This window comes from Nocardioides sp. Z50_6 (assembly GCF_058215755.1).
In genome coordinates this window covers 71,261-96,319 of the sequence record NZ_JBZAJB010000008.1, presented here as the reverse complement: position 1 = coordinate 96,319, position 25,059 = coordinate 71,261, and the positions used below count along the sequence as shown (strand labels likewise).

The 25,059-nt window shown below is 68.8% G+C and carries 23 protein-coding genes and 1 pseudogene; 16 read left to right on the top strand and 8 right to left on the bottom strand.

Annotated features, from left to right (window positions below):
* Positions 1–116: 116 nt before the first annotated feature.
* From AC4BGE_RS16715 to AC4BGE_RS16695, 5 genes are all read right to left on the bottom strand, one after another.
* Positions 117–347 carry a hypothetical protein gene (locus AC4BGE_RS16715; RefSeq protein ID WP_490576021.1) on the bottom strand — a complete coding sequence of 77 codons (231 nt, stop codon included), beginning with the start codon at positions 345–347 and terminating at the stop codon, positions 117–119.
* 134 nt (positions 348–481) lie between these two features.
* Complete coding sequence (locus tag AC4BGE_RS16710) at positions 482–1,324, bottom strand: alpha/beta fold hydrolase (protein ID WP_490572376.1); 843 nt, start codon at positions 1,322–1,324, stop codon at positions 482–484.
* Between the two features lie 498 nt (positions 1,325–1,822).
* Positions 1,823–2,056, bottom strand: coding sequence for a (4Fe-4S)-binding protein (locus AC4BGE_RS16705; protein WP_490572375.1), 234 nt, complete (start codon positions 2,054–2,056; stop codon positions 1,823–1,825).
* Between the two features lie 2 nt (positions 2,057–2,058).
* Complete coding sequence (locus tag AC4BGE_RS16700) at positions 2,059–2,376, bottom strand: GNAT family N-acetyltransferase (protein WP_490572374.1); 318 nt, start codon at positions 2,374–2,376, stop codon at positions 2,059–2,061.
* A gap of 101 nt (positions 2,377–2,477) precedes the next feature.
* On the bottom strand, positions 2,478–5,210 hold the full coding sequence (locus AC4BGE_RS16695) for an ATP-binding protein (protein WP_490575988.1): 2,733 nt from the start codon (positions 5,208–5,210) through the stop codon (positions 2,478–2,480).
* Positions 5,211–5,461: 251 nt separating this feature from the next.
* On the opposite strand from AC4BGE_RS16695, the gene AC4BGE_RS16690 reads away from it, so the two are divergent.
* The 10 genes and pseudogenes from AC4BGE_RS16690 to AC4BGE_RS16645 all read left to right on the top strand — a co-directional run bounded on the left by AC4BGE_RS16690 (position 5,462) and on the right by AC4BGE_RS16645 (position 15,580).
* Positions 5,462–6,340: an ABC transporter ATP-binding protein gene (locus AC4BGE_RS16690; RefSeq protein WP_490575987.1), complete on the top strand. Its 879-nt coding sequence runs from the start codon at positions 5,462–5,464 to the stop codon at positions 6,338–6,340.
* 59 nt (positions 6,341–6,399) lie between these two features.
* Positions 6,400–7,119 (top strand): ABC transporter permease, encoded by a 720-nt coding sequence (locus tag AC4BGE_RS16685; protein WP_490572371.1) that lies wholly within the window; start codon positions 6,400–6,402, stop codon positions 7,117–7,119.
* Positions 7,116–8,084, top strand: coding sequence for a protein kinase domain-containing protein (locus tag AC4BGE_RS16680; RefSeq protein WP_490575986.1), 969 nt, complete (start codon positions 7,116–7,118; stop codon positions 8,082–8,084). The genes AC4BGE_RS16685 and AC4BGE_RS16680 overlap by 4 nt, the downstream gene beginning before the upstream one ends.
* Before the next feature lie 17 nt (positions 8,085–8,101).
* Positions 8,102–8,254, top strand: a complete 153-nt coding sequence (locus AC4BGE_RS16675; protein ID WP_490572369.1) for a hypothetical protein — start codon at positions 8,102–8,104, stop codon at positions 8,252–8,254.
* Between the two features lie 106 nt (positions 8,255–8,360).
* Positions 8,361–8,429: pseudogene (locus AC4BGE_RS16670) on the top strand (hypothetical protein); the annotation flags it as partial.
* Positions 8,430–8,662: 233 nt separating this feature from the next.
* A complete protein-coding gene (locus tag AC4BGE_RS16665) occupies positions 8,663–9,019 on the top strand; it encodes a hypothetical protein (RefSeq protein ID WP_490576022.1) in 357 nt (118 codons plus the stop codon).
* 1,072 nt (positions 9,020–10,091) lie between these two features.
* The gene (locus AC4BGE_RS16660; protein WP_490572367.1) at positions 10,092–11,261 is read left to right on the top strand and encodes an alpha/beta fold hydrolase; all 1,170 of its coding nucleotides are present in this window, start codon (positions 10,092–10,094) and stop codon (positions 11,259–11,261) included.
* Positions 11,262–11,645: 384 nt separating this feature from the next.
* Positions 11,646–13,760: an MMPL family transporter gene (locus AC4BGE_RS16655; RefSeq protein WP_490576020.1), complete on the top strand. Its 2,115-nt coding sequence runs from the start codon at positions 11,646–11,648 to the stop codon at positions 13,758–13,760.
* A gap of 24 nt (positions 13,761–13,784) precedes the next feature.
* Positions 13,785–14,939: a sensor histidine kinase gene (locus AC4BGE_RS16650; RefSeq protein ID WP_490575985.1), complete on the top strand. Its 1,155-nt coding sequence runs from the start codon at positions 13,785–13,787 to the stop codon at positions 14,937–14,939.
* The gene (locus AC4BGE_RS16645) at positions 14,936–15,580 is read left to right on the top strand and encodes a response regulator (protein ID WP_490575984.1); all 645 of its coding nucleotides are present in this window, start codon (positions 14,936–14,938) and stop codon (positions 15,578–15,580) included. Before AC4BGE_RS16650 ends, AC4BGE_RS16645 begins: the two co-directional genes overlap by 4 nt.
* A 413-nt stretch (positions 15,581–15,993) precedes the next feature.
* Here the strand turns inward: AC4BGE_RS16645 and AC4BGE_RS16640 are convergent, their stop codons facing one another.
* Positions 15,994–17,637: an FAD-binding protein gene (locus AC4BGE_RS16640; protein WP_490572362.1), complete on the bottom strand. Its 1,644-nt coding sequence runs from the start codon at positions 17,635–17,637 to the stop codon at positions 15,994–15,996.
* A 105-nt stretch (positions 17,638–17,742) separates the two neighbouring features.
* On the opposite strand from AC4BGE_RS16640, the gene AC4BGE_RS16635 reads away from it, so the two are divergent.
* The 3 genes from AC4BGE_RS16635 to AC4BGE_RS16625 all read left to right on the top strand — a co-directional run bounded on the left by AC4BGE_RS16635 (position 17,743) and on the right by AC4BGE_RS16625 (position 20,458).
* Complete coding sequence (locus AC4BGE_RS16635) at positions 17,743–18,348, top strand: TetR/AcrR family transcriptional regulator (protein WP_490572361.1); 606 nt, start codon at positions 17,743–17,745, stop codon at positions 18,346–18,348.
* A 371-nt stretch (positions 18,349–18,719) separates the two neighbouring features.
* Positions 18,720–20,282 (top strand): glycosyltransferase family 2 protein, encoded by a 1,563-nt coding sequence (locus tag AC4BGE_RS16630; protein WP_490575983.1) that lies wholly within the window; start codon positions 18,720–18,722, stop codon positions 20,280–20,282.
* A complete protein-coding gene (locus AC4BGE_RS16625) occupies positions 20,279–20,458 on the top strand; it encodes a hypothetical protein (RefSeq protein WP_490572359.1) in 180 nt (59 codons plus the stop codon). Before AC4BGE_RS16630 ends, AC4BGE_RS16625 begins: the two co-directional genes overlap by 4 nt.
* A gap of 48 nt (positions 20,459–20,506) precedes the next feature.
* Here AC4BGE_RS16625 and AC4BGE_RS16620 read toward each other — a convergent pair whose 3' ends face one another.
* Positions 20,507–21,523, bottom strand: coding sequence for a magnesium and cobalt transport protein CorA (locus tag AC4BGE_RS16620; protein ID WP_490575982.1), 1,017 nt, complete (start codon positions 21,521–21,523; stop codon positions 20,507–20,509).
* A gap of 260 nt (positions 21,524–21,783) precedes the next feature.
* Positions 21,784–22,326: a hypothetical protein gene (locus AC4BGE_RS16615; protein WP_490575981.1), complete on the bottom strand. Its 543-nt coding sequence runs from the start codon at positions 22,324–22,326 to the stop codon at positions 21,784–21,786.
* Between the two features lie 206 nt (positions 22,327–22,532).
* On the opposite strand from AC4BGE_RS16615, the gene AC4BGE_RS16610 reads away from it, so the two are divergent.
* The 3 genes from AC4BGE_RS16610 to AC4BGE_RS16600 are packed head-to-tail and all read left to right on the top strand — an operon-like array spanning position 22,533 to position 24,807.
* A complete protein-coding gene (locus tag AC4BGE_RS16610) occupies positions 22,533–23,291 on the top strand; it encodes an ABC transporter ATP-binding protein (protein ID WP_490575980.1) in 759 nt (252 codons plus the stop codon).
* A complete protein-coding gene (locus AC4BGE_RS16605; protein WP_490575979.1) occupies positions 23,288–24,049 on the top strand; it encodes an ABC transporter permease in 762 nt (253 codons plus the stop codon). The genes AC4BGE_RS16610 and AC4BGE_RS16605 overlap by 4 nt, the downstream gene beginning before the upstream one ends.
* Positions 24,043–24,807: a MerR family transcriptional regulator gene (locus tag AC4BGE_RS16600; RefSeq protein ID WP_490575978.1), complete on the top strand. Its 765-nt coding sequence runs from the start codon at positions 24,043–24,045 to the stop codon at positions 24,805–24,807. Before AC4BGE_RS16605 ends, AC4BGE_RS16600 begins: the two co-directional genes overlap by 7 nt.
* Positions 24,808–25,059 lie beyond the last annotated feature (252 nt).

Below are 25,059 nucleotides of genomic sequence, written 5' to 3'. Positions count from 1 at the left end.
AGACGTCGCCCGCCAAAGTCAATTAGGGGATGTGCACGCTGGACCGGTTGACCGCATCAAGTCAGCGCTCCGCTGGGTCATGCTGTCACCCGATAATGCAGCAGTCCCTCTCGCTGCTAGAACTCGCAATCGAGGCGACTCTCGGCCCTGCAACGGTCGTATCCGTCGCCGCCGTTAGCCACGTCGTGCCCTGGACCGCCGAGCAGCACGTCATTTCCGTCGGCACCAACGAGGCGGTCGTTGCCAACCCTTCCGTAGATCAACGCGCCAAGGCCGCCATCGTGCCGGAGAACATCTGCGCCGCGGCCACCGTCGAATCGACTGCCACGAGCCCCGCCCACGAGCATGACTCGGTCTCGTCCGCGCCCCATCCGAATGTCGGCCTTCCAGCGGTCGGGCATGAAGAACACGCTGTTGCCAAGCCGTTCAGGTTGACTAAACCGCCCCACATGTCCGGAGACTCCGGACATGCCGGGACGCTTCAGTCAGCCAGGAAGGCGCGCAGCGCGCTGTTGACCTCCTCGGCATGGGTCCAGAGCAGCCCATGCGGTGCGCCTTCGATCTCGACGTATTCGGCGTCGGGGAGAAGCGGGCGGAACCGTCGTGCGGTGGCGTCGATCGGCAGGATGTTGTCGGCCGTGCCGTGCAGGATCAGGGCCGGCTTGCCGCTGGCACGGACCGCCTCGACGTCGTCGCGGAAGTCCTCGATCCACGACGAGACCACGGCGTAGGCCGCGACGGGGGCGCTGGAGACGGCGACGTTCCAACTGCCGGCGACGACCTTCTGGCCGATTCGATCGCCGAGGTTCTCCTCGAGGTTGTAGAAGTCGGAGAAGAACTGGTCGAACCAGGCGTAGCGATCACCCCTCGCCGCTGCCTCGATGCCTTCGAACACACTCTGTGGGACCCCCCCAAGGTTGTCGTCGCGGGCGAGGAGGAAGGGCTCCAGGGAGGCGAGGAACGCGAGCTTCGCGACCCGCTCGTGGCCGTAGCGCGAGACGTAGCGCGCAAGTTCGCCGGTGCCCATGGAGAAGCCAATCAGCACGGTGTCGCGGAGGTCTAGGGCCTCCAGCACGGTGCTCAGGTCGGCGGCGAAGGTGTCGTAGTCGTACCCGGTGCTGACCTTCGATGACCGGCCGAAGCCGCGGCGGTCATAAGTGATGACGCGGTACCCCGCGGCGAGGAGCTCGCGAGTCTGCCGCTCCCAGCTGTGGCCGTCGAGCGGATACCCGTGGATAAGGACAACCGGCTGACCCGCGCCTTGGTCCTCGTAGTAGAGCTCGATCGGTGTGGTGTTCTCTTCACCGACGGTGATGAATCCCATGATTCGTTCCTTTCCTTGTTGATTTGCTGCGTCTGTCGTAGTCAGCGGTGACCTGCCTGCATGGCCACCCCTGGCGCCGGCTCTGTGCGTGAGGCTGTCGACGGTGCTCGCGGGTCAGCGTGGTCGTGGTGGACGCCGTCGATCGCCGCAGCCAGGGGCCGCCTCGGTGAACGAGCGCGCGTCCGGGAACCGATCGCTACGAGCCTTGGCGAGTGCTTTCGCCAGGACGGCGCCGAGCGTGGATGCCCAGCCTGGGCAGGTGCGGGCGAAGGCTGCACAGTGACGAATCCTGCGCGTGGGCCTGGCCGCTCTACGGTGACCTCCGGTGCCAGCCCCCGCCACTAAAGGGCTCTCGTTCCGAGCCCCGCAGTTCGCATGAGCCCACGTCCGTCGCCCCCGAGACGGTGGTGGTCTCCGACGGACGCGACACCACGGACCACAAAGTCGAACACAGGTCTTCAGTAGCGCCGTCCGATCCCCTGCGCAGACCAACAATTGTCATCCGCGCTCGATGTGCTCCTCCAGGCGCAGGGCGGCCGTCGGGCAACGCGCGATCACCTCTGCCAGGGTGTGGACGGTCTCCTCGGTGTCAGCCCTGCCGGGGTCGATCCAGGGTCGTGCGGCGGGGTTGAACACGCTCGGCATCCCGCGCACGCACTCGGCGGCGTGCCGACACGCGTCCCGGTCGAAGGAGACGTCGACGAGGGGGCCGGTGTAGGTCCTGCGCGCCACGATCAGCGCCCTCCCGCGGACGGCGCCGCGTTGTAGAGCAGGTCGCGGTACTCGGGGTGACCGCGAAGCCAGCCGACGATGAAGGGGCAGGTGACGAGTGCCTTGAGGCGTCGCTCCCGCACGTCGTCGAGCGTTGCGCGGGCAAGCGCGTTCGCGACCCCGCGCCCCTCGAAGGCCGCATCGACCTCCGTGTGGGTCAGGGCGACCAGCTCGTGGGTCTCCTGGTAGTCGACGAAGCCGGCGACCGTGCTCTCCCCGGCGAAGGTGGCTTCGTAGCGGTTCCGGTCGGGGTTCCTGGTGACCGTGATCTCGTGGGCCATCGCGGTGGGTCCTCCTGGTCTCGATGCTTCCTGCGGTGTGGCTCCATGCTCGTGCCGCGGGCGGCTCCCTCGCGTCAGGGAGAACTGCCTATTTCGACCCGTCAGGAGAGCGGCAGCTCCCTGAGCTGCCGGCGGGAGGTGATCTCGAGCTTGCGGAAGATGTTGCGCAGGTGGGCTTCGATCGTGCGAGGGCTCAGGAACAGCTGCCCCGCCACCTCGCGGGAGGTGGCACCGGAGGCCACCAGCCGGGCGACGTGGAGCTCCTGGGCGGTGAGCTCGTCGACCGGCTGGGTGGTCCGAGCGCGTGGGTGCTCGCCCGTGGCCCGGAGCTCACGGGCCGCACGGGCCGCGAACGCCTCCGCACCCATGTCGCTGAGGAGCCGGTGGGCGGTGCGCAGCTGCTCCCGGGCATCGCGGCGCCGACCTTCGCGGCGCAGCCACTCCCCGTAGACGAGATGGGTGCGGGCGAGGAAGCCGCCCATCCGGCTGCGACCGAGCTGCGCGACCGCCTCCACGAACTGCTCTTCCGCCGCACCTGCGCCACTGACCAGTGCCTCCGAGCGCGCCGCCATCCCGAGTGCCCAGGGTGTACCGCTGGCCTGGGCCCGGGAACAGACCTGGGCGGCCGCCTCCGCGGCACGCTCCGTCTGACCGGCGCGGGCGGCGGACTCGACGAGCTCGGCGTGCGCCAGGTTGCTGAGCGACAGCTCGGGGGACTCGCACGCTCGCGCCGCCGCCCCCTGTGCGGCTGCGTAGTTCCCGAGCCCGTTGTGGAGCACTGCCAAGGCGTACTGCGCCAAGGACGCCTCCGTGCCTCCGTCCGGATGCGCAGCGTCCTGCGCGATGACGTCCCTGAGCTCCGTGGTCCTCGCCTGGTCCCCCCGCCAGGCGCTGAGGACGAGGTGGGCGTGCTGCACCTGCACCCCACCGGTGGCCCGGGTCAACGCCGACGCCTCGGTGGCGAGCCCTTCCGCTGCGGCGAGCTCGCCGGTCAGCACCGCCGTCAGGGACAGGAAACGCAACGCGTCGGGCAGCGTCGCCAGCGCGCCGGCATCCCGAGCGACCTGGACGTTGTGGCTGGCTAGGACGTGCAACAGATCGTCGTCGAAGACGGCCAGCGCGTTGCGGCAGGCCAGCCGAAGCCATCGTTGGCTGTACTGGGCCTGCTCGGGGTCCGTGAGCGTGTCGCGGAACGCCGTCAGGGCGTGTCGCAGTGCGGGGGCACCCACCGCGAACCCGGACGTCAAGGTCTTCACGAGCCCGTCCAGCAGCAGGTCCGGGGGTTGCGGCGGCCCCGGAGGCGCGGGGGCCATCCGTGCAGCCTCCGCGACCTCGAGCACGCCACGGTCGGAGCCGCCACTCACCAGCGCCGCGTCCAGCGCGTGCAGGTAGGTCTCGCGGGACAAACCCGCGTCGAGGTCGGACAGGCGCTGGGCTGCCTCCACTAGCAGCTCCGGCACCTCGCCGCCCCGGGTGGTGTGGAAGGCGACCTGCGCCCTGAGCAGGGTGATTCGAGCTGCCTGCAGCGTGTCGAGGGGTCCGGCCTCGGCGACGACTAGCAGCGCCCGGGCGCTCTCGGGGGCACCGGCCTCGTGCTTGAGGTGGGCCGCATCCAGCGACCGTCTCGCCCGGACGGCGGGCTCGGGGGTCAGCTCGGCAGCGCGTTGCAGGAACGCGGCCGCGGCCGCCACGCCGCCCCGGTCTCGGGCCCGGTCAGCCGAGCGCTCCAGCTCGGCGGCAGCCTCCTCGTCTGTTCCCAGGACGGCCTGCCCTCGGTGCCAGGCTCGGCGGTCCGGGTTGTCGCGCGGCTCGGTGGCGACGGCCAGGGCAGCGTGGGCCCGACGCCGGTCCGGTGCGGTGGCCGCCTGGTAGACCGCCGACCGGACCAACGGGTGCCGAAAGCGCACCCGCGTGCCCAGCTCGACGAGCCCGCTGGACTCGGCGGCGACCGCCGCCTCGCGGGGGATGCCAAGGTGGGAGGTCGCGCGCCACAGCACGCCGGGGTCGCCGGTCGGGTCGGCCGCGGCGACGAGGAGCAGCAGCCGGGTCTCGCCCGGGAGGCTGGCCGTGCGGCGTCGGAAGCCCTCCTCGATCCGGTGGGGCACGCTGAGCACGTCCGGCCGGCCGAACCCTCCGGCGAGGTGTGCCGGCGATGCTCCTCGGGGCAGCTCGAGCAGGGCCAGGGGGTTGCCGCGTGCCTCGGCCGCGATCCGCGCGCGCACGGCGTCGTCGAGGGGAGTGGCGACGGCCGAGCCCAGCAGCGTCTCGGCGTCGACCTCGCTGAGCCCCTCGAGGCGCAGCTCCGGCAGCCCGCTGAACGGATGCTCGTCACCCGGGCCGGCGTCGCGGAGCGCGAGGACGAGAGCCACCCGCTCGGCCGACAGCCTTCGCGCGACGAACGCCAGCACCTGGGCCGACGCCTCGTCCAGCCACTGTGTGTCGTCGACGACGCACAGCAGCGGCGCCTCCTCCGCCACCTCGGCCAGCAGGTTGAGGGTAGCCAACCCCACCAGGAAGCGGTCGGGGGCGGGTCCGGTGCGGCTGCCGAACGCCACGCCCAGGGCTGCCTGCTGCGGCTCTGGCAGGGCACCGAGTCGGCCGAGCAGCGGACCGCAAAGCTGGTGCAGGCCGGCGTACGCGAACTGGCTCTCGGCCTCGACCCCCGTCGAGGAGCCCACCGCGAACCCCGAGGAGGAGGCCGCGGCGCCTGCCTGGTCCAGCAGGGCCGTCTTGCCGATGCCGGCCTCGCCGCGCACCACGAGAACCCCGCTGTGCCCGGCGCGGGCTCGCGCAATCAGCTCATCCATGGCCGCGCGCTCAGCGAGCCGACCCACGAGGTCCAAGGCAATCGCTCCCCTCCGAGCCGCACCGGTAGCTGAGTGTCACGGATGCACGAAGCCCTCGCAAGTGCGCCCGCTGCGTCACGGGCACGACCCGTAGGGACATCGGTGCAAGTCACCGACGCGACGAGGGCGCCGGTCGGGCGAGCCTGAGGACACGGCGACGGACCGACGACCAGTCGGGTTGCCCGGCCTCCCGGCCTCAGGGCCGAAGGAGGCACCCCCGTGTCCACGAAAGGAACACCATGACCACCTCCCCCGTCATCGACGTCGAGCACCTGAGCGTCACCTACGGCAACTTCACGGCCGTGCGCGACCTCTCCTTCCAGGTGCAGCGCGGGGAGCTCTATGCGCTGCTGGGAACCAACGGGGCCGGGAAGACCTCGACGCTGGAGGTCGTGGAGGGCCACCGGTCCCCCGCCTCCGGCACCGTGCGGATCTTCGGCGCGAGCCCCCAGCACCGCCACGCGGTCCGCCCGCGAATGGGAATCATGCTGCAGGAGAGCGGCTTCTCCCCCGACCTCACGGTGCGGGAGTCGGTGGGTCTGGTCGGGGCGCTCAGCGGACGGCGGGACGACATCGGCAGGGTCCTCAACGTCGCCGGGCTGGCCCACAAGGAGTCCACCCGGGTCGCTCAGCTCTCCGGCGGCGAGAAGCGTCGCCTCGACTTCGCCACCGCCGTGTACGGCGGCCCGGACCTAGTGGTCCTCGACGAGCCGACCACCGGCCTGGACATCCAGTCACGCGACTCCCTGTGGGCTGCTGTGGACCGGCTACGCGACACGGGCACCACGGTCGTGCTCACCACGCACTACCTGGAGGAGGCGCAGCAGCGCGCCGACCGGATCGGCCTCATGCACGCAGGCACGCTGCGCCAAGAAGGCACCGTCGCCGAGCTCACCCGGACCCTGCCCGCGGTGATCAGCTTCTCGCTCCCGCCCGGGGCGCCGGAGCCGCCGATCGTCGGCGCGCTCAATGGAGGCTTCCACGTCGAGACCTTCAGCCTGCAGCGCGACCTCCACCGGCTGCTGGGCTGGGCGCACGACTCGGGGGTGGAGCTGCTGGACCTCACGGCGGGCCCGACCCACCTCGACGACGTCTTCCGCGCCCTCGACAGCCACTGAGGCGACCATCCCAGACCCACCCGCCCACCTCCGTCACCACCTCGAAGGGATTCACCACCATGCTCGAGATCGCTCGCAGTGAGCTGTTGCAGATGTTCCGGAACCGCCTGGTCCTGGTCACCGGCCTGGTCATCCCGGTCGCCGTCGGCGCCTACTTCATCCGCCAGCACGAGACCTTCTCCGACCTCGGCAGCACCGGCTACGTCGCTGCCATCGTGATGTTCACCGTGCTGGCCTTCGGGCTCTACACCACGGCGGTGACCACCCTGGCCGCCCGCCGCAAAGACCTCTTCCTCAAGCGGCTGCGCTCGACGGCGGCCAGCGACCCGAGCATCCTCGCCGGGCTGGTCCTCCCCGTCGTCGTCGTCTCGCTCGTCCAGGTGACCGCGATCCTCGCGGTCTTCGGGGAGGTCTCCAGCCGCCCCGACGCGATCGGGCTCCTGGTGCTGGCGGTCCTGGCGACCACCGCCATGATGGTCGCCCTGGCGCTGGCGACCGCGGGCCTCACGAACTCTCCTGAGCACGCCCAGGTCACCACCCTGCCGGTCAGCCTCGCGGTGATCGCGGTGGCCAGCTGGGTCGGGATCAGCGGGACCGAGGAGCTCGCCTACGTCAAGCGGCTCCTGCCCGGCGGCTCAGCAACGGAGCTCATCGTCAACGCGTGGGACGGCGGCGTCCCGCTCGCCGAGTCGCTGTCTCTGCTGGTGCCCACCCTGGCCTGGGTCGCCCTCGCCGTCGCGCTGGCCGGCCGGCTCTTCCGGTGGGAGCCGCGGCGATGAACGGTCCGACGGCCGGACGGCGCCCGCCCGGGCCCAGCGGCCGCCACGGGACCGCCGCCACCCGCTCGGTGGAGACCTTGATGGGCACGCGTCGCGTCCTCCTAGAGCGCTACGAGGTTGGGGAGTTCATCGGTTTCGGCGCCACCGCGGTGGTGCACCGGGGTCGCGACCTGCGCACCGGCCGACCCGTCGCGATCAAGGTGCTGCACAAGAACCTGGCGACCGACCCCCGGTTCCACTCCAGGTTCAGGCGGGAGGCGGAGGCGGTGACCGGCCTGCGGCACCCAGAGATCGTGGCCGTCCACGACGCCGGGTACGAGCACGCGACAGACCCGTCTGGGGCCCGGGTGCGACTCCCGTTCATCGTCATGGAGCTCATCACCGGCCGGTCCCTGCGCGACGTCCTCGAGCGCGGCCGGCCGACGCTCGCCGAGACGCTCGACTACCAGCTGGGGGTCCTGTCCGCCCTCGAGGCCAGCCACCGGGCCGGCGTCGTGCATCGCGACATCAAGCCCGCCAACGTGATGGTGACGCACCAGGGCGCGGTCAAGGTCGTGGACTTCGGCGTCGCCCGGAGCAGCCACGACCTCGCGGCGACCCTCACCCTGCCCGGGGAGCTCCTCGGCACGCCGTCCTACCTGGCGCCCGAGCAGGTGCGTGGGGAGACAGCCGACCCCCGTAGCGACCTGTACTCCGCGGGCTGCCTGCTCTACCACCTGCTGAGCGGGAGGCCTCCCTTCGTCGGGGACGACCCCGTCTCCGTCGCCTACCAGCACGTTCACGAGGAGCCCGCGAGCGTGGACACCGGTGTCGCCGCCCTCGACGCCGTCCTCGCCCGGGCGCTCGCCAAGGAGCGCGACGACCGGTTCCAGGACGCGCGCTCGTTCCGGGTGGCCCTGCTGCGCGCGACCAGGGGCGGCACGATCCAGCGCGGCCCGGACACCGTCACGAGCACGGCCTGCTGACCACGGAGGAGAGACGCGTGCGATCACCCATCCCCCACTACCTCGCCGAGGCGGTCGACCACGTCGCGCCGGGCGTCTCCGGCGCAACCGCGGACTACGTCCCTGAGCTCGCCGCGGCCGACCCCGAGCGGCTCGCCGCCGTCTTCGCCACCGTCGACGGCAGGGTCTAGGGCGCGGGCGACACCAACGTCGCGTTCACCATCCAGTCGATCTCCAAGCCCTTCACCTACGCCCCGGCCCTGGCAGACCCGAGGGTTCGACGCCGTCCTGGCCAAGGTGGGCGTCGAGCTCTCCGGGGAGGCCTTCAACGAGATCTACCTCGAGGACGGCTCGGGCCGCCTGCGGAACCCGGTGATCAACGCGGGCGCGATCACCACGCACTCGCTCGTCGGTCCTGCGTCGCTGGACCGCCCGAGCGGGTGGATTGCGTGGTCCGCAGCCACGACGTCCCAACTGAGGACCCGACCGCTGTCGCGAGGGCTACACCCGGCAGTGCTCCCTGCTGGTCACCACGCGCGACCTCGCGAGCTGTCGATGCGGGGGCCGGGTCGAGCATCTGCGCCATACGGAGGGCTACCGTGGCGAGGAGTACTAGAAGTGGGCAGTTCGACTCATCAGATGCGAACGCCGCCGGAGTCGCGTGCGAGTTCACCCCGGGCCGGCACTGCAAGACCTTCAGAGGCGTCATTGGAATTGCCGACATCTCGCATGATGGTTCCTCCGGCCTCATCAGACTCACGGCCGAAGACACCGTCGTCTACGAGTCCCCGGCCCTGACACCAGGCATGGACGTGCCAGTCAACGTCCCGCTTGCACAGCCCTACCGCTTCGGCATCCAACTCTTCGACACCACACCCGGCGGTACCACCGGGCGCGACGCTGTCGAAGCGTGGCCCGTGATCGGCGACCCGGCCTTCCTCTGCACCGGCGTCTGAGTCTCGAGGGAAATGGCGCAGGCCACACCTTGGGTGCCTTCGCGCAAAAAATCCGGCGGGCATCGACTGCCCTTGGCCCGAGCGGAGGGCTCACGGAGACGTCATAAGAGCAACCGCCTGGTGTCGGCTCTCCCGCAATGAGCTCGCCACCGGGCGCTCGTCTTTCTCCCGCCTATGACCGTCGAGCCGGGAAACGTCGTGCTCCGCGTCCCAGGGTCGCCATGCCTTCGCCGGTGCCTCGTTGAACGGGCTCCCTCCCCGGGTCCGCCCGCACCCCAAGCAGCGGCCGTACTGATGCGGCCCAGCATCGGCAGTGTGCAGTTTCACGCTTGAATCGCGGGCTCGGTGTCGCCCGCCAAAGTCAAATAGGGGATGTGCACGCTAGACCGGTCGACCAGATCAGGTCAGCGCTCCGCTGGGTCATGCTGTCACCGGATGTTGCAGCAGTCCCCCGGGACTTGACCAGGGTCTGGGAATGCCGACGCGGGTACGAATCCAAACGTCCATACACTGACTTCAGCCCCAGGCGCCGACCCTGCCCACGGTGGACGCGATCGGAGTTGTGCGGGCAACCCCGTTAATGTGCCCGAGTGCTGCGCGGATGCCAGCGGTCGACGGACTCGTTGTTCTCGCGTCTCTGTCGCACAGACGCGAGCCGACGGAGAGGAATGACAATGGAAGCAGCGCGGTCGACCAACGGCAGGTGTACCAACTTCGCCAAGCCGGGCTGCTTCGAATGAGAAGTGCGATCGGCTACCTGGGTCGACGTGTCGCCGTCGGGCTGGCTGTGACCGCGGCTTGCGCGGTCCTTGCGAGCGCGTGCACACCAGGAACCCCCGGCTCCGAGACCGACCGCAGCCCCGCGTCCGAAGATGCGGTTGATCAGCAGCGATTATTAGCGCGCATCCCGCGCTTCACTGACTCTCGGATGTCGAGCCCAATGCAACTATGTCAGAGCCCGGGGCAGGCGCAACGCGGCAGCGGGCCGCCGGACGGCCTCCCCGCTGGACGTTACCTGTTCTGCGGCAAGGTCGAGGCGACGGACGCCGACGGCACGAACCATCGTTGGCCCGTGCGAATTCTGGCCGGCCGCCGGACCCTCCGCCTCGACAAAGAGACGGTTACCGTGATGCATCCCGGAGGACCCGGGATCTCCCCGGTTGACCAGCTTCAGAAGGTGCTGCCAAGCGTCGACTTTGACCGCACGGTAGTCCTCACCTGGAACGGCGTCACCTCAGCCACGGAACAGCGGGCATGTGGTCCCGAAGGGGTCACTTTCGGAATCGACCGCCGCCTCTGGCTTACTCAGGTCGAGACAGTCGTCCAGGAATGCGCCCAGAGTGTTCGATCGCTGCCCTACGAAGCCTCGGCCGTTGCGTCCGCGCACGAACTCGAAGCTGTGAGGTCAGCACTTGGACTCCGGAACCTGGATCTCCTGACCTATTCCTACGGGACTCTGATCGCGGAGGCGTATCTCGAGAAGCATCCGGGCCGAGTCAGGCGGGCCGTGCTGGACGGGCCGATGGTGGCGGATGCGCCTTGGGAAATGCGGTTGTCCGAGGTCTCAGAAGCTCTCGCGCGCAGTTGGGCGCGAATCGCTTCCGTCTGTAGCACGCACGACTGCTCCGAGGCCGTCCAAGAACTGCTCAACGTGAGCGGCGGATACACAGCGGTGCACAACGCCGTGATGCAGGAACCGGCATCGGTGGGATCTGGGCAACAGCGCCTGACCGGGACCGCATTGGACTTGGCAACCATCGCAGTGCTTCGTTCCCCGAGATTGACGCAGACTTATCTGGCGGCGCTCGACTCCGCACTGGAGGGGGACGGGGCGCCATTGTGGTCCCTAGGCCTTCCTGGCTACTTTGGCGTGGACCGTGCCGTGTACCAAGAGACTTTGTGCAACGATATTAAGTTTCCGGACACCCTCGAGCGGTTCGGCACGGCCAATCCCCTGGCCGAGACGTTCAGCACCGACCTGGCCCCATGCGTCGGACGCGGCACTCTGGGGCGTTCCGGCACGACGCGGCCCGGGGCTGCCGGCTCCCCGTCGGTAATGATCGTCGCTTCCACGTTGGATCCCCTGACGCCCTGGGGCCTGACGCAGGCTCGAGAGTGGCCCAAACACGTCACTTTGTGTCGGACCTCCACGCCCGGTCATACAGGCGCGTGGTCGCGTGCCGTGACTCGGAGTGAGCGCGAATTCCTATCGACCGGCCGGCTGTCCTGCCCTCAAGCCTGACCGCAAGGACGCACGGCCGAGCGTTTCCAAGTCGTGGACAAGCCGATGGGCACAGACCCGATTGGCCACCTCGACTGGTGAACGTCCCCTTCCTGGGTGACGCTGACGTGCGTTCGGCGTGCCTCGATTGACGTTGGCGCGGCGGGTCAGGTGTTCAGGATCCGCAGCGCGGTCTGCCGTTGGCACGGGCGTCGGGTGGCAGCGTTCGCCATTGGGCAGCGGCGTCCGGTAGAGCGCGCGCCAACGTCTGGAGGCCTGAGCGATCCGAGCCGGCGTACTGCGACACCGCCCGCCCCCGACGTCCGCCGTACTCCACGCGGAGTACGGCGAAGTGTCTGCCGTGGTCAGACGCGTCAGCGCCGCCTGGTTGGCAGCGTGATCGCCATGACCACTGAACTAGCGGCGCCCGACCACACCGGTGCCGACAAGAGACCGAAGAGATCACAGACCAAGACCCTGCTGCCCTGGCTCGTGGTGGCCGTGTGGATCGGGTTGCTGGTGAGCGGCTACTCACTCGCCGGCAAACTCGACTCGGTGACCCGCGACGGGCAGGCCGACTATTTGCCGGCCAGCGCCCAGTCGACCAAGGTGCTCCAGGCCGAGGCCGGCCTGCCCGGCGGCGAGAACGGCCTGCTCATGGTCGTTTATGAGCGGCCGGGCGGCCTCCAGCCGGGCGATCGCGAGGCGGTCGAACGCGGCCAGTCCGAGCTCGCGGAGCGATTCGGCAACGACCCCGACGCACTGCCCGAGATCGTCGACTCCGACGACGGCACGGCCCTGATGTACGCGCTTCCGCTCGACCGTGATGCGGTCGCGGAGGAGGCTGGCGCCACCGCGGATGCGCGTGCCCTTCTCGACGACCGGCCGAGTGGCCTGAACGCATATGTCACCGGTCCGACCGCGCTGGGGGCCGACATGGACGAGGTCTTTGATGCCGTCGACGCGACGTTGATGCTCGCTACTGCCGTGGTGGTGGCGCTCCTGCTGATCCTCACGTACCGCAGTCCGCTGCTGTGGCTGGTCCCTCTCGCCTCGGTCGGGGTCGCGGCGATCACGTCGATGGGGACCGTTTACATACTCACCCAGATCTTCGACTTCACCATCACGAGCATGAGCTCAGCGCTGCTGATCGTGCTGGTCTTCGGCGCGGGCACCGACTATGCCTTGCTTCTCGTGTCCCGCTACCGCGAGGAGCTGCACCGTCACGAACGGCCGATCGACGCGATGCTGCCGGCGCTGCGTGGCGCTGGCCCGGCGATCCTCGCTTCGGCGGCGACGGTGGTCGCCGGCTTGTTGTGCCTGTTGGCCGCGGATCTGAACAGCATCAGCAGTCTCGGCCCGGTGGGTGCGGCAGGCATCGGGGCGGCGCTGCTGGTCATGCTGACGCTTTTCCCGGCCCTGCTGGTGGTGCTCGGGCGCCGCGTCTTCTGGCCGTTCGTTCCGCGACTCGGGGGTGAGGCCCACAAACCCCGTTCTGGGTGGGCTCGACTCGGCGAGCTGGTCGCGCGCCGCCGCGTCGTCAGTTGGGCGGTTCCGCTGGCGATCCTGGGCGGTCTGGCGCTGGGCACCGTGGGTGCCAGCGGCTCGCTTCCGCAGCTGGACCAGTTCGCCCGTTCGACACCGGACTCGGTGACCGGGGCGAAGCTGATCGAGGCGCGCTACCCCGACGAGAGCGGTCAGCCGCTCACCGTGATGAGTCGGCCGGACCAGACCCGCAAGGTCCTGGCCGCCGTCGAAGGGACGCCGGGGGTCGCCCAAGCCGAGATCGGCCGGGCCAGCGACGACTGGGTGGAGATCTCCGTGCTCCCGGTCGACTCTCCAGAGAGCGCGGGTGAGACGGCAACGATCAAGCAACTGCGGGAGAACGTGCGCAAGGTCGCCGGTGAGGCCGCGCTGGTCGGCGGTCCGAGTGCCGAGAAGCTCGACGAGGCCGAGACCAACAAGACCGACCGCAATCTGGTGATGCCGCTGATCCTGCTGGTGGTGCTCGCCATCCTCGGGCTACTGCTGCGGGCGATCGTGGCTCCGCTGGTGCTGGTCGCCACCGTCGTGGTGTCGTACTTCGGAGCCCTCGGACTGTGCACCCTGTTGTTTGACCAGGTGCTCGGATTCGGCGGGTTGGAGTCGTCGGTCCCCCTGATCGGGTTCCTCTTCCTGGTCGCGCTCGGTGTCGACTACAACATCTTCTTGATGACCCGGGTACGTGAGGAAGCCGTCCGGCACGGCACTGTCGAGGGCACGAAGCGTGGCCTCGCAGTGACAGGTGGCGTGATCACCTCGGCCGGCGTCGTGCTGGCGGCGACGTTCGCGGTGCTCGCCTCGCTGCCCCTCGTCATGCTCGTCGAGATTGGGATACTGGTCGCCGTCGGCGTGCTCATCGACACCTTGGTGGTGCGGTCCATCGTGGTTCCCGCACTCACGATGTCGCTGGGTTCGAGGATCTGGTGGCCCAGCAAGCTCTCGCGGACGAGTGAGGACAGTGTCGATGACCGTGTGTGAACGATGACGGCGCTCCGTCCGTCAGTGGCCGATTGGCTGCTGGCGGCGGGGTCGTTCGTGCTCGGGGTCGGCCTCGCGATCACGCTCGAGGCGGTCGATTTCGACGGCGAGCGAAGCGTGGATCTGCGGGCGATCGCGCTCCTGGGCGTCATGTCGGCGCCTTTGCTGGCCCGCCGGCGCTGGCCGATCCCCGTCGTGCTCGCGGTCCTCGCCGTGTCGACGCCCTACCACCTCCTCGACTATCCCCATGAGGCCACGATGCCGGCCTCACTTGTGGCGGCCTTCACGGCGGCGCGCTACAGCGAGCCACAGCGGCAGGCCGTCGCCGCCCTGGTGGCGGTGGGGGCGGTGACCGTGCCTGTCGTCGCCGACGAGGCGTCAGGGGCACCTGGCGATGCTCTCCTCGGCGTCGGCTGGCTGCTCATGGCGTTCTTCGCCGGGCTCGCGGTCCGCTTCCATCAGGCCTGGAAGGCCTCCGTCGCCGCGCGGCTCGAACAGGAGCGTGCCGACGAGGTCGAGCGGCGGGTAGCCGAAGAACGGGTACTGATCGCCGCCGAGCTGCACGACGTCCTGGCACACGGTCTCGCGGTCGCGAACGTCCAGGCGTCAGTCGCTGCGCACCTGATCGACCAGCTGCCGAGGCGGGCCGATGCGCCGCTGCGGGAGCTGTCCAGCACACTGCACAACCTGTCGGACACGAGCCGAGCCACGCTCCATGAGCTGCGTGCCATTCTGGACATCCTGCACGGCGGCGAGGCCGAGCCCACCGAGCCAGTGCCCCAGCTCGGCGAGCTGCAGCGTCTGGTGGACATGGCCGAGGCGGCTGGTGTCCGGGTCGACGTGGAGGCTGCCGGGCTGCCGGACGAGTTACCGTCGACGGTGTCCGTGGTGGCCTATCGGATCATCCAGGAGTCGCTGACCAATGTCATTCGACACTCCACGGCCAAGCACGCGACCGTCCGACTCAACCAGGACGGCCACCGGCTGGGGATCGCGGTCGTCGATCACGGGCCCGCGCGACCGGACTCGACCGTGGCATCGGCCGGCTTCGGGATCGTCGGGATGACAGGCCGGGCGCACGCCGTCGGCGGCGAGCTGTCCGCCGGGCCTGGCGAGTCCGGAGGATTCGAGGTACGGGCCACCCTGCCCCTGCCGGAGATCTGGCGGGTGCCGTCGTGATCCGGGTCCTGCTCGCCGACGACCAGACTCTGGTGCGCGGCGCGTTCGCGCTGCTGGTCAACTCCGCTGATGACATGGAGGTTGTCGGGGAGGCCGGCACCGGCGACGAGGCGGTGACGCTGACCCTGGACCTGCGCCCCGACGTCGTCTTGATGGACATCAGGATGCCGAGCACCGACGGCATCGAGGCGACCCGGCAGATCTTCGCTGACGATGGATCGAGCGGCAGCAAGGTGCTGATCCTGACCACCTTCGAGACAGACACCAACGTACTGCGCGGCCTTCGCGCGGGGGCATGTGGATTCCTGCCGAAGGACACCCGTCCAGACGCGCTGCTGGACGCCGTCCGCACCGTCGCGGCGGGCGAGGCGCTCCTGTCGCCCGGCGCGACCAGGGCGGTCATCACCCGTGCGCTGAGTCGCCCGGACGCGCCGGCGCCCGAGCGGCTGGCCAGCCTGACGACGCGCGAACGCGAGGTGCTCCGGCTGGTCGCCGCGGGCCGAAGCAACCAGGAGATCGCGGACGAGCTGGTCGTCAGCCCGCTGACCGCCAAGACTCACGTGGGCCGCATCCTCGCGAAGATGGGCGCTCGCGACCGGGTCCATCTCGTGATCGCCGCGTACGAAGCAGGGCTCCCCTAGGCGCTTCGCCCAGCATGACCCCGCTCGACGACGAGACAGAGACGTCAGTCGGCGGCCTCTCAGCAAGCGCCTCCAGAAGAAGCCCTTTCCGGGCCAGTCACCACTGGCGCCTCGCCCTTGCCACACGCCGCCTGAAGTAGCCGGGACCGCAGAGTCAGCCAAGACGTCGCTCTCGGAGGTACCGGGCGCGACGGTCCCGAGGTCGACGATCGACAACTTCAAGGTCGTGCCCTTGCAGGTGGGTGGGCATCGACCATCTCAGGTCGGGACAGCGCACGCTGCGAAGTGCTCGCTGTCGTCTGGGACGTGCGCTCAGCCGAACTACGTCATCCCAGCCTCTCCTCTCCGAGCGGCGCCACCGGTTCACCGCCGCTGTGCAACTCGCGAGCTGAACAGCGGCGGCGACGTAGACGTCAGTCCGAGAGCCGCCCAGCGGCGTGGTTGGCGGCGATGTAGCCGAAGACCAGACCTTGGGCGATCGTCGCACCCGGTCCGGGGTAGACCCGGCCGAAGGCGTTGCCGGCTGCGTTGCCTGTCGCATACAGGCCCTCGATGACCGATCCGTCTGTGCGCAGGGCGCGGGCGAACTCGTCGGCCTTCACGCCGCCGCAGGTGCCGAGGTCGCCGGGGACTACCTTGACCGCGTAGAACGGGCCTTGGTCGATCGGGCCCAGGCACGGATTCGGTTTGACGGCGGGGTCGCCGTAGTAGCGGTCATAGGCGCTGTCGCCGCGGCCGAAATCGTCATCGTGCCCGGAAGCGCACAAGGTGTTGAAGCGTTGGACGCTTTGCGGCAGCGCCGCCATGCCCAGCTCTGCGGCCAACTTCTCCAACGAGTCGGCCTTCTTGACCACGCCGGCGTCGTACCACTCTTGCGGGAAGGACTGGCGCGGGAAGATCGACCCGCCGAACACGTACCGGTTGCGGTAGCGCTGGTCGAAGACCATCCACACCGGAAGGTCCTCACGAAGCATCTCCTTGCCGGCCGACATGTAGTTGACGGCCTCATTCATGAAGCGCTCACCAGCCTGGTTGACGATGATCTGGCCGGGCAGTGAACGCTCGGCCAGCAGCGTGCCGGGCATGGGCCCGGGGATCGGCACTGCCGGGAACCACCAGGATTCCTCCATGAAGGCCAGGTCCGCGCCGACCGCCTGGGCGGCGATGGTGATCGCGTCACCGGTGTTCGCCGGGTTGCCCAACGCCCAGTCTGTGTCGAGCTTCTCCGACTGGTAGGTGTGACGCATCGCCTCATTGCGGTCGAAACCGCCCGCCGCGAGAACCACGCCGTGCTTCGCCCGGACGCTGATGTCCTTGCCGTCACGGTGCACCACCACCCCGACGACGCGATCGTCCTCGACGAGCAATTCCTTCAATGGCGAGTCGAGCCACACCGGGATGTTCCGGGCCCGAACCCCGGCGTACAACCCAGCGGCCAACGCGCCACCACCGGCGATGTACTCGCGGCCGATCGCCAGACCGCCCACGCCCATACCCAGCAGGCGCGCCGCGACGACGATGCCGCGCGGAGTCCGGGCGACCAGGTTGAGCCACTTGTAGCTGCTACCGGTCACCGGCATCGGGAACGGCGCTTCCAGCGCGGGTGGACGCAACTTGTCACGGTCGGCACCCAGCTTGCGGGCGTTGAAGGGCTTCGGCTCCATGGCCCGCCCGACCGCCGACCCTCCGGGGAGCTCCGGGAAGTAGTCGGCGTAGTCGGCCATGTGACCGAACTTCAGCGGGGTCAGGCGCCGCAGGGCATTGACTGCCTCGGCGCCATGAGACAGGAACGACTTCCAGCGCGCCTCGGGCGCTTCCCCGCCCGTCACAGCAGCCAGGTACTCGGTCGCTTGGGACATCGAGTCCGGCGCTCCAGCCTCGGCCAGCATGGGGTTGCACGGCACCCAGAAGCCACCGCCCGACAGGGCAGTCGAGCCGCCCACGTACTCCGACTTCTCCACGAGCAGGACCGACATGCCTGTTTCGGCCGCCGCCAAGGCGGCCAGCATCCCGGTTCCGGTCCCCACGACCACCAGGTCGAATGACTTGTTAACCATCTCACACTCCTTTGTCGAGCAATACTTACCACATGGCAGGGTTTCGGGTTGCCCGAACACCCTGCGCGTCCCATAGGTGGCACCGTCGTGCGAGATACTGGAGGAGTGACGAAGTTGGGGCGGGGGCCGTACAAGGTCGGACTGGCGAAACGGGCCGCGATCCTCGACGCGGCGTTGGAGGAGTTCTCGCAAGCGGGTTTCGAGGCCGCCTCACTGCGATCCATCGCCGCCCGAGTCGGGATCACCCACAGCGGCCTGCAGCACCACTTCGCATCCAAGAACGACCTCCTGCTGGGCGTGCTCGTCGCTCAGGAGGAAGCTGATCGCCAGTTCTTCGACGAGGGCGCTCTGCTGGACGTCGACGACCTCGTCAGTGCCTACGCACGCGTCGCCGAACGCCGCCGCTCCACCCCTGCCTGGACCCGGCTGTGGATCAGCCTCAAGCTGAACGTCGCAGCGCAACCCGACCACGTGGCCGCAGTCTTCGTCCGACAGCGTGCCGCGGCCTGGGACCAAGAACTGACCGACGTGTTCGACCGGGCGCAGACCGCCGGTCTCATTGCCGCCGACGTCGATTGCGCTGCGGCTGCCCGCGGCTTCCTCACCCTCCATGAGGGACTCATGATCCGACAGATGCTCGACCCGAGTACTGACGTGGAGGGTCCACTGCGCTGGACGCTCACCCGGCTCCGCGCAAGCGACCGGGAGTAGTGCGCGACCGCCGAGCAAGCACAAGACTGCTTCCCGGTAGGAAGCACTTGGATGACCCTGTCGAGGGCCGAGCGGTCCACGACGAGGTCGCGGACGACGGGATAGCTGCCGGCCCGCAACGGTTCGAGGGTGATCCGTGCGCGTTTGGGCGACCTGAAACTTCCGCCTGGTCAGCCCTTCAGAAAAAGGGGTGACACCAGGAGGTTCCGCACCTGGACGCTCACCTGGTCAGCTCAATTCCGCCCGGATCCTGCGAAGGGCCTCAAGGCCCCGTACGGTCACAGTGACGCCCTACGCGACGGCGTGACCGCCCAGGACACCTCCTGGGCGCACCAGCGAAGGAGGCCCCCGTGGAGTTTCACCTTCGAACAGTGCGCGTCCTCCCCAACACCACTCCGCGAGTCCGTCTCGTCCGGCTGACATTGATCACCTGGGCTCTCGCAGTCCTGGCCATCGCCGCCCTCGCGGTCGCTGCGCTCCTCACTCTCTTCCTGGTCGGCCGCGGCCCCGTCGCCGCCGTCTGGACCTTTGACGTCACCGCCCGGGTCCCGGCGTGGTCCGCGCTGGTGGGACTGGTCCTGCTCGCAGCGGCGCTCACGATGGCGCTCGTGACCGAGGAGCTCCGCGCCGGTCTGGCCGTCCTGGCCGGCCTCGACCCGCACACCCTGACCCAGGGCCCCATCACCGTCCGAGCACAGCACCTCCTCGCCGACCGGCGTACACCCCGCGCGTCCCGCGCCCGTCGTTTCCTGCCGAGTGCGTTGACCGGGGTCTCCACCGATGCGGTGTCGAACCCCGCCCTCGGCGGGACGAGCGTCCGGGTCACCGTGCTGGTCCCGGCCTACAACGAGGAGGACACGATCAGTGAGGCGCTCGCCTCCCTTGCCTCGCAGACCCGCACTCCCGACCGCGTCATCGTGGTGGCTGACAACTGCACCGACGCCACCGCGGACCTCGCCCGCGCCACCGGCGCGGAGGTGTTCGTCACCATCGCCAACAGAGACAAGAAGGCTGGGGCACTGAACCAGGCCCTCGCTGAGATCCTCCCGACCCTCGACCAGGACGATGCCGTCCTGGTGATGGACGCTGACACCACGTTGGGGGGCGGTTTCCTCGCAGCCGCGACCCGCAGCCTCGAGGCCGACCCCGACCTGATCGCGGTCGGCGGCATCTTCCACGGCGAGCCGGGGGGCGGCCTCGTCGGCGCGCTCCAACGCAACGAGTACACCCGGTACGCCCGGTACATCGGCCGACGCCACGGCAAGGTGTTCGTCCTGTCCGGCACCGCATCGCTGATCCGCGCCCACGGGCTGCGCACCGTCGCCGCGGCCCGCGGCACCCTGATCCCCGGCGAGACGGGCGCCGTCTACGACACGGCCGCCCTCACCGAGGACAACGAGCTCACCTTGGCCCTGAAGTCCCTGGGAGCAAAGCTGGTCTCCCCACCCGAGTGCACCAACGTCACCGAGATCATGGTGACGTGGCGTGCGCTGTGGCGCCAACGCTCGCGGTGGCAGCGCGGCGCCCTGGAGAACATCTCCAACTACGGACCCACCCGCCCGACCGGCCTGTACTGGGTCCAGCAGTTCGGCATCGGCTGGGGCGTCATAGCCCTGAACAGCTTCCTGGTCTTGATGACCATCACGCTCCTCGCCGCCGACCAAGTCGCGTTCACCTGGTTCTGGGTCGTCGTGGGCGCAGTTTTCCTCCTCGAGCGCATCGTGACCGCGTGGCGTGCCGGCTGGGCCGGACGGTTCCTCGCGCTACCCATCTTCATCGAGCTCGCCTACGACCTGTTCCTCCAAGCCGTGTTCGTCAAGTCGATCTTCGACATCGCCACGGGTCGCGAAGCCGGCTGGAACAACGTCACCCGCACCGGGGCGACCGCACCCGAGGCCGGACGACACTCCATTCCCGAGGCGGCGGCACCGTGACCGCGTTGACGCTGGCAGCTGCGCTCGACACACTCGTCACCTGGGGGATCGTGCTGCCGACCTCAGTCCTCACCTCCGGCTGGTACCAGATCCTGGCCGCATTCGTTGCCGCGAACACCCTGATCTACGCAGTCCTGAGCATCTCCAAGCTGTTGCCCAGACTGCGCCGACGGTAGCGGCCTGAGGCTCGGACTCGGGCCCCAGGGGCTGATGGACGGTCGCGGTCAGATCCAATTGCGTCGTTTGAAGATCGCGTAGAGGATGGCTGACCCGGCGACCATCGAGATGAGCGCTAGCGGGTATCCCAGACGCCAGTTCAGTTCCGGCATGTGTGTGAAGTTCATGCCGTAGATTCCAGCGACAAGGGTCGGGGCAAACAGGATCGCGGCCCAGGACGAGATCTTCTTGACCTCCTCACTCTGCGCGAACTGCGCCTGGGTCAACCGCTGCGTCTCCTCGTTCTGTCGCTGCCCGACCAGGGTTGCGTTGACGGTGAGGACGTGCTCCAACAGGGTCCGGAAGCTGTCAACCCGGTCGATGATCTTGATCGTGTGATCCTCGACGTCGCGGAGATGATGCCGCAGCTCCTCGTCCACGTCGTACTTGTCGAAGCCGTCCTTGAGCGCCTCAAGCATCCCGGCCAGCGGCTGGGTAGCGCGCTGGAACTGGATCACCTCGCGCAGCAGGCCGTAGATGCGCCGGGACACCGCGGGGTCTCCGTCGAAGACCTGGAACTCGATCTCGTCGATGTCGTTGGCCAGTCCAGCAACAACCGGCTCGTACTCATCTACCACTTGGTCGAGGATGGCGTAGAGGACCGCCTCGGGCCCGAGCCCGAGCAGCTTGGCCGAACCTTCTAGACGCTTCCTGACGACACCTAGGTCCGGGGTCTCGGCGTAGCGGCTGGTGATGACGAAGTTGGGCCCGGTCAGGACGTGGATCTCGCCGAACTCGACCCGTTCCTCCGCGTCGACGTAGCGCGCCGGGCGCAGCACGATGAAGAGCACATCGCCGTAGCGCTCAATCTTCGGGCGCTGGTGCGCCTTGATGGCGTCGTCCACGACCAGGTGGTGGAGCGCAAACTCTGACGCGACCGAGTCCATTTCCTCGCGGGTCGGCCGATACAGGCCGATCCATCCCATGCCGCCGGTCTCGGCCATCGTCTCGTACGTCAGCTCGAGGGACGGAGGGACGGCGCAGCGAGCACCGGCCAGGTAGACCGCGTTGTTGACGATTCCCATTAAGGACCTTCTTCTTGCATTGTGCGACGCCGAATCGCTTGCGGGCCCTCATTCAACGGGACTGCTGCACGGATAGGAGACACATTGACCTAGGGCACTGACTCCAGCACGATCATGGTGACCTGCTTGCGGCACCTTCTCCGCCGGGTTCACAGCCGAGCGCGACGGCCCGGGCACCGCTATATCCAGTCCCTCGAAGCTCCGCGCGGATACAGAACCGACTGCGGTCTCGGTCCGAGGATGCTCGCCAGTGTCTGGGCTCAGGCGGCGTGGGTCGCGTGGCGTGAGGCGCGTATCAGTGCTGAGGCGAGAGCCGCGCAAAGCGTGAGGGTCGCTGAACGGTGGTGCGAACACTGCGCGCCGGCTTCGCGGAGCGTGTCGCCACAGCAGCGGTACTCATGGTTCAGGCTCGGCCCGGTGAGCCCGTCGCGCAGGTCGTGGAGACGCCGGTTGGCGGCGTCATTGAGCGCCCGGACGTAGCCGAGCTGGCTGGAGGTGAGGACGGTGGAATCACCTCCGCCCAGGATGTGGCGGGCGAGTTGGTCGGCCACTTCGCTGACTTCGCCGATGTCGTCGGCGAATTGGAGTTCGTGCATCAGACGGGGCAGAGGCAAGGCGGTCCTGATTCGCAGCGCGTCGATCGCCGCTGCGCGGGCCCGGCCACGAGCCGCTGAAGTTCTTAGCACCTCACGTGCCGCGTGCTTGTCTGCGTTCAGGACGGCGGCGAGAGCGCTCTCGAGGGCCTGATTCGTCGCGACGAGCAGGTTGTCCAGGTCGTCATGCGTGGTAGCGGTATGGGTCATGCCTCGATGGTGCGGGGGCGCGGACGCCTGTCTGCAGAGAGCTAACGCAATTTTGGCAGTGCGCTGACGGGATCCTTCACTTCTTGTCGTGGCGACCTCTGCCCCGCTCGTCGGTGTGGCGTTGAGTCTTCGGACTGCGTCAGCGGCAGGGGCGGACTCGACATTCCCTTGACCTTGACGCAGCGTCAGGGCCTCACGATGCGTGCATGACCACCACACCAGCCATCCAGCTCATTGGGCTGACCAAGTCTTTCGGCGACCACGCGGTGCTCCAGGGTGTCGACCTGAGTGTGCCGCGCGGCAGCATCTACGCCCTGCTCGGCTCCAACGGCGCCGGCAAGACCACCCTCGTCAGGATCCTCGCGACTCTCCTCCTGGCGGATGGCGGCCTCGCCTCGGTCGACGGCCACGACGTCGTCACCGCACCGTCCAGGGTGAGGGAGTCGATCAGCCTGACCGGCCAGTTCGCTGCCGTCGACGAGATCCTCACCGGCCGGGAGAACCTCGAGCTCATCGCGGAGCTGCGGCACCTGCCCCACCCCCGAGATATCGCTGACGACCTCCTGGCCAGGTTCGACCTCAGGGATGCCGGCGGGCGGCGGGTGGCGACGTACTCGGGCGGCATGCGGCGGCGGCTCGACATCGCGATGAGCCTGGTTGGAAGCCCGAGGGTTCTCTTCCTCGACGAGCCGACGACCGGGCTGGACCCGCAGTCGCGGCTCGAGGTCTGGAAGACGGTGCGGGAGCTGGCTGGCCGGGGCAGCACGGTTCTGCTGACGACGCAGTACCTCGACGAGGCCGAGCAGCTCGCCGACCGGATCGCGATCCTCCACGGCGGCCGGATCATCGCAGACGGCACGTTGGCCGAGCTCAAGGCCCTCCTGCCTCCGGCGAAGCTCGAGTACGTCGAGAGGCAACCCACCCTGGAAGAGATCTTCCTCAGCATCGTGGGGAGCACGTCATGATTCGCGACACCGTGGTCCTGACGAAGCGGTCGCTGCGCCACATCATGCGCAGCCCCGACACGATCGTCACCACAGCCCTCACGCCGGTGGCCATGCTGATGCTCTTCGTCTACGTCTTCGGCGGAGCGGTCGACACCGGCGAGCACCACGGTGAGTACGTCGACTACCTGCTCCCCGGGATCCTGCTGATCACCGTCGCCTCGGGAGTCGCGTACACGTCGTACCGGCTGTTCCTGGACCTGCAGGGCGGTGTCTTCGAGCGGTTCCACTCGATGCCGATCGCCCGGTCAGCGACCTTGTGGGCACATGTGCTCACCTCCCTGGTGGCGAACCTGGTCTCGCTCGTGCTGGTCGTACTGGTGGCCCTGCTGATGGGTTTCCGGTCCAGCGCCGGTCCACTCGCCTGGCTCGCGGTGATCAGCTTCATGGTGCTCTTCACGCTGGCACTCACCTGGCTCGCGGTCATCGCCGGCTTGAGCGCCAAGTCAGCTGACGGTGCAGGTGGGTTCGCCTACCCACTGCTGTTCCTCCCCTTCCTCAGTTCCGCCTTCGTGCCGACCGAGGGCATGCCCGGGCCGGTGCGCTGGTTCGCCGAGCACCAACCCGTGACCTCACTCGTCGACACGCTCCGCAATCTCTACGCCGAGCAGCCGCTGGGGACCGACGCCTGGACCGCGCTGGCGTGGTGTGCCGGCCTGCTGGTCCTCGGCTACGCACTGGCAATGCGTAGCTACAAGCGGAGAATGACTGCATGCTGACCATCAGCCAGCTCGCGACCTACGCCGGGGTGACCGTGCGCGCGGTCCGCCACTACCACGCCACCGGGCTGATGGCGGAGCCTGAGCGCGACCACTCCGGCTATCGGCGGTACGACGCTGCCGCCGTCGTCGAGCTGATCCGGATCCGGACGCTCGCCGAGGCAGGAGTCCCGCTGTCGCGCGTGCAGGAACTGTTGGCCGCCGACGACGACTCCTTCGCCACGGCGGTCCACGAGATCGACGGCCGGCTGCGCGCGGAGATCAAGGACCGCCAGCAGCACCGGCGACGGATCGCGCTTCTCGCCGCCGGCGACAGCCTGGCGCTCCCGCCGGAGGCGGTCACCTACCTCGACCGGCTGCGCGAGGTCGGCGTACCCGCGAAGATGGTCGAGGCCGAGCGCGACGCCTGGGTCCTCGTGGCCGCACAGCTGCCGGAACGGATGCCGTTCTACATGGAGATGAAGAACCAGGAGCTTGATGACCCCCGCGTGCGCAACCTCTACCGGGATCTCGCCGAAGTCACGACGTGGTCTGCCCGGGACCCGCGTCTGGAGGAGGTCGCCGACCGGCTCGCTGCGGAGTTCGAGGCCATGCCGGGGGCGGCGTGGGACCAAGACGGGCTGCCCGATGACTTGGCAGCGTTGCTGGACGCTGTGTTCCTGAACTCGGTCCCGGGCGCGCACCGGATCCTGCGTCGGCTCGAGGAGCGCGGCTGGACCGGCTGGACCAACCTGCGCCCTGGGCATGCGAGGCCGTAGACGAGTTGTCCAGCTGCACCTGTAGGGAACGCCCTCGCAGCACGGTCGTGCTCGCGCGCCAAACATGGGGGGTGCCCGAGCCGCCTTCCATTCATGAAGCCACCGGAGTGCAGCCAGCCAATCGTCCTGAACGGGGCTAACTCGCCGGGGCGGTTGATCCTGCGTTCGCTGCGCCCAGAATGGGGGTGCGAGTGAACTGGCTGGCCGAGCGGAAGACATTGCAGCGCATCTCGTAAGCCACGCTCTTGGCGT

Coding starts and splice junctions, on each gene's coding strand:
- AC4BGE_RS16715 (WP_490576021.1), bottom strand. CDS start 347: ATGCTCGTGGGCGGGGCTCGTGGCAGTCGATTCGACGGTGGCCGCGGC.
- AC4BGE_RS16710 (WP_490572376.1), bottom strand. CDS start 1,324: ATGGGATTCATCACCGTCGGTGAAGAGAACACCACACCGATCGAGCTC.
- AC4BGE_RS16700 (WP_490572374.1), bottom strand. CDS start 2,376: ATGGCCCACGAGATCACGGTCACCAGGAACCCCGACCGGAACCGCTAC.
- AC4BGE_RS16690 (WP_490575987.1), top strand. CDS start 5,462: ATGACCACCTCCCCCGTCATCGACGTCGAGCACCTGAGCGTCACCTAC.
- AC4BGE_RS16685 (WP_490572371.1), top strand. CDS start 6,400: ATGCTCGAGATCGCTCGCAGTGAGCTGTTGCAGATGTTCCGGAACCGC.
- AC4BGE_RS16680 (WP_490575986.1), top strand. CDS start 7,116: ATGAACGGTCCGACGGCCGGACGGCGCCCGCCCGGGCCCAGCGGCCGC.
- AC4BGE_RS16655 (WP_490576020.1), top strand. CDS start 11,646: ATGACCACTGAACTAGCGGCGCCCGACCACACCGGTGCCGACAAGAGA.
- AC4BGE_RS16640 (WP_490572362.1), bottom strand. CDS start 17,637: ATGGTTAACAAGTCATTCGACCTGGTGGTCGTGGGGACCGGAACCGGG.
- AC4BGE_RS16620 (WP_490575982.1), bottom strand. CDS start 21,523: ATGGGAATCGTCAACAACGCGGTCTACCTGGCCGGTGCTCGCTGCGCC.
- AC4BGE_RS16615 (WP_490575981.1), bottom strand. CDS start 22,326: ATGACCCATACCGCTACCACGCATGACGACCTGGACAACCTGCTCGTC.
- AC4BGE_RS16610 (WP_490575980.1), top strand. CDS start 22,533: ATGACCACCACACCAGCCATCCAGCTCATTGGGCTGACCAAGTCTTTC.
- AC4BGE_RS16605 (WP_490575979.1), top strand. CDS start 23,288: ATGATTCGCGACACCGTGGTCCTGACGAAGCGGTCGCTGCGCCACATC.
- AC4BGE_RS16600 (WP_490575978.1), top strand. CDS start 24,043: ATGCTGACCATCAGCCAGCTCGCGACCTACGCCGGGGTGACCGTGCGC.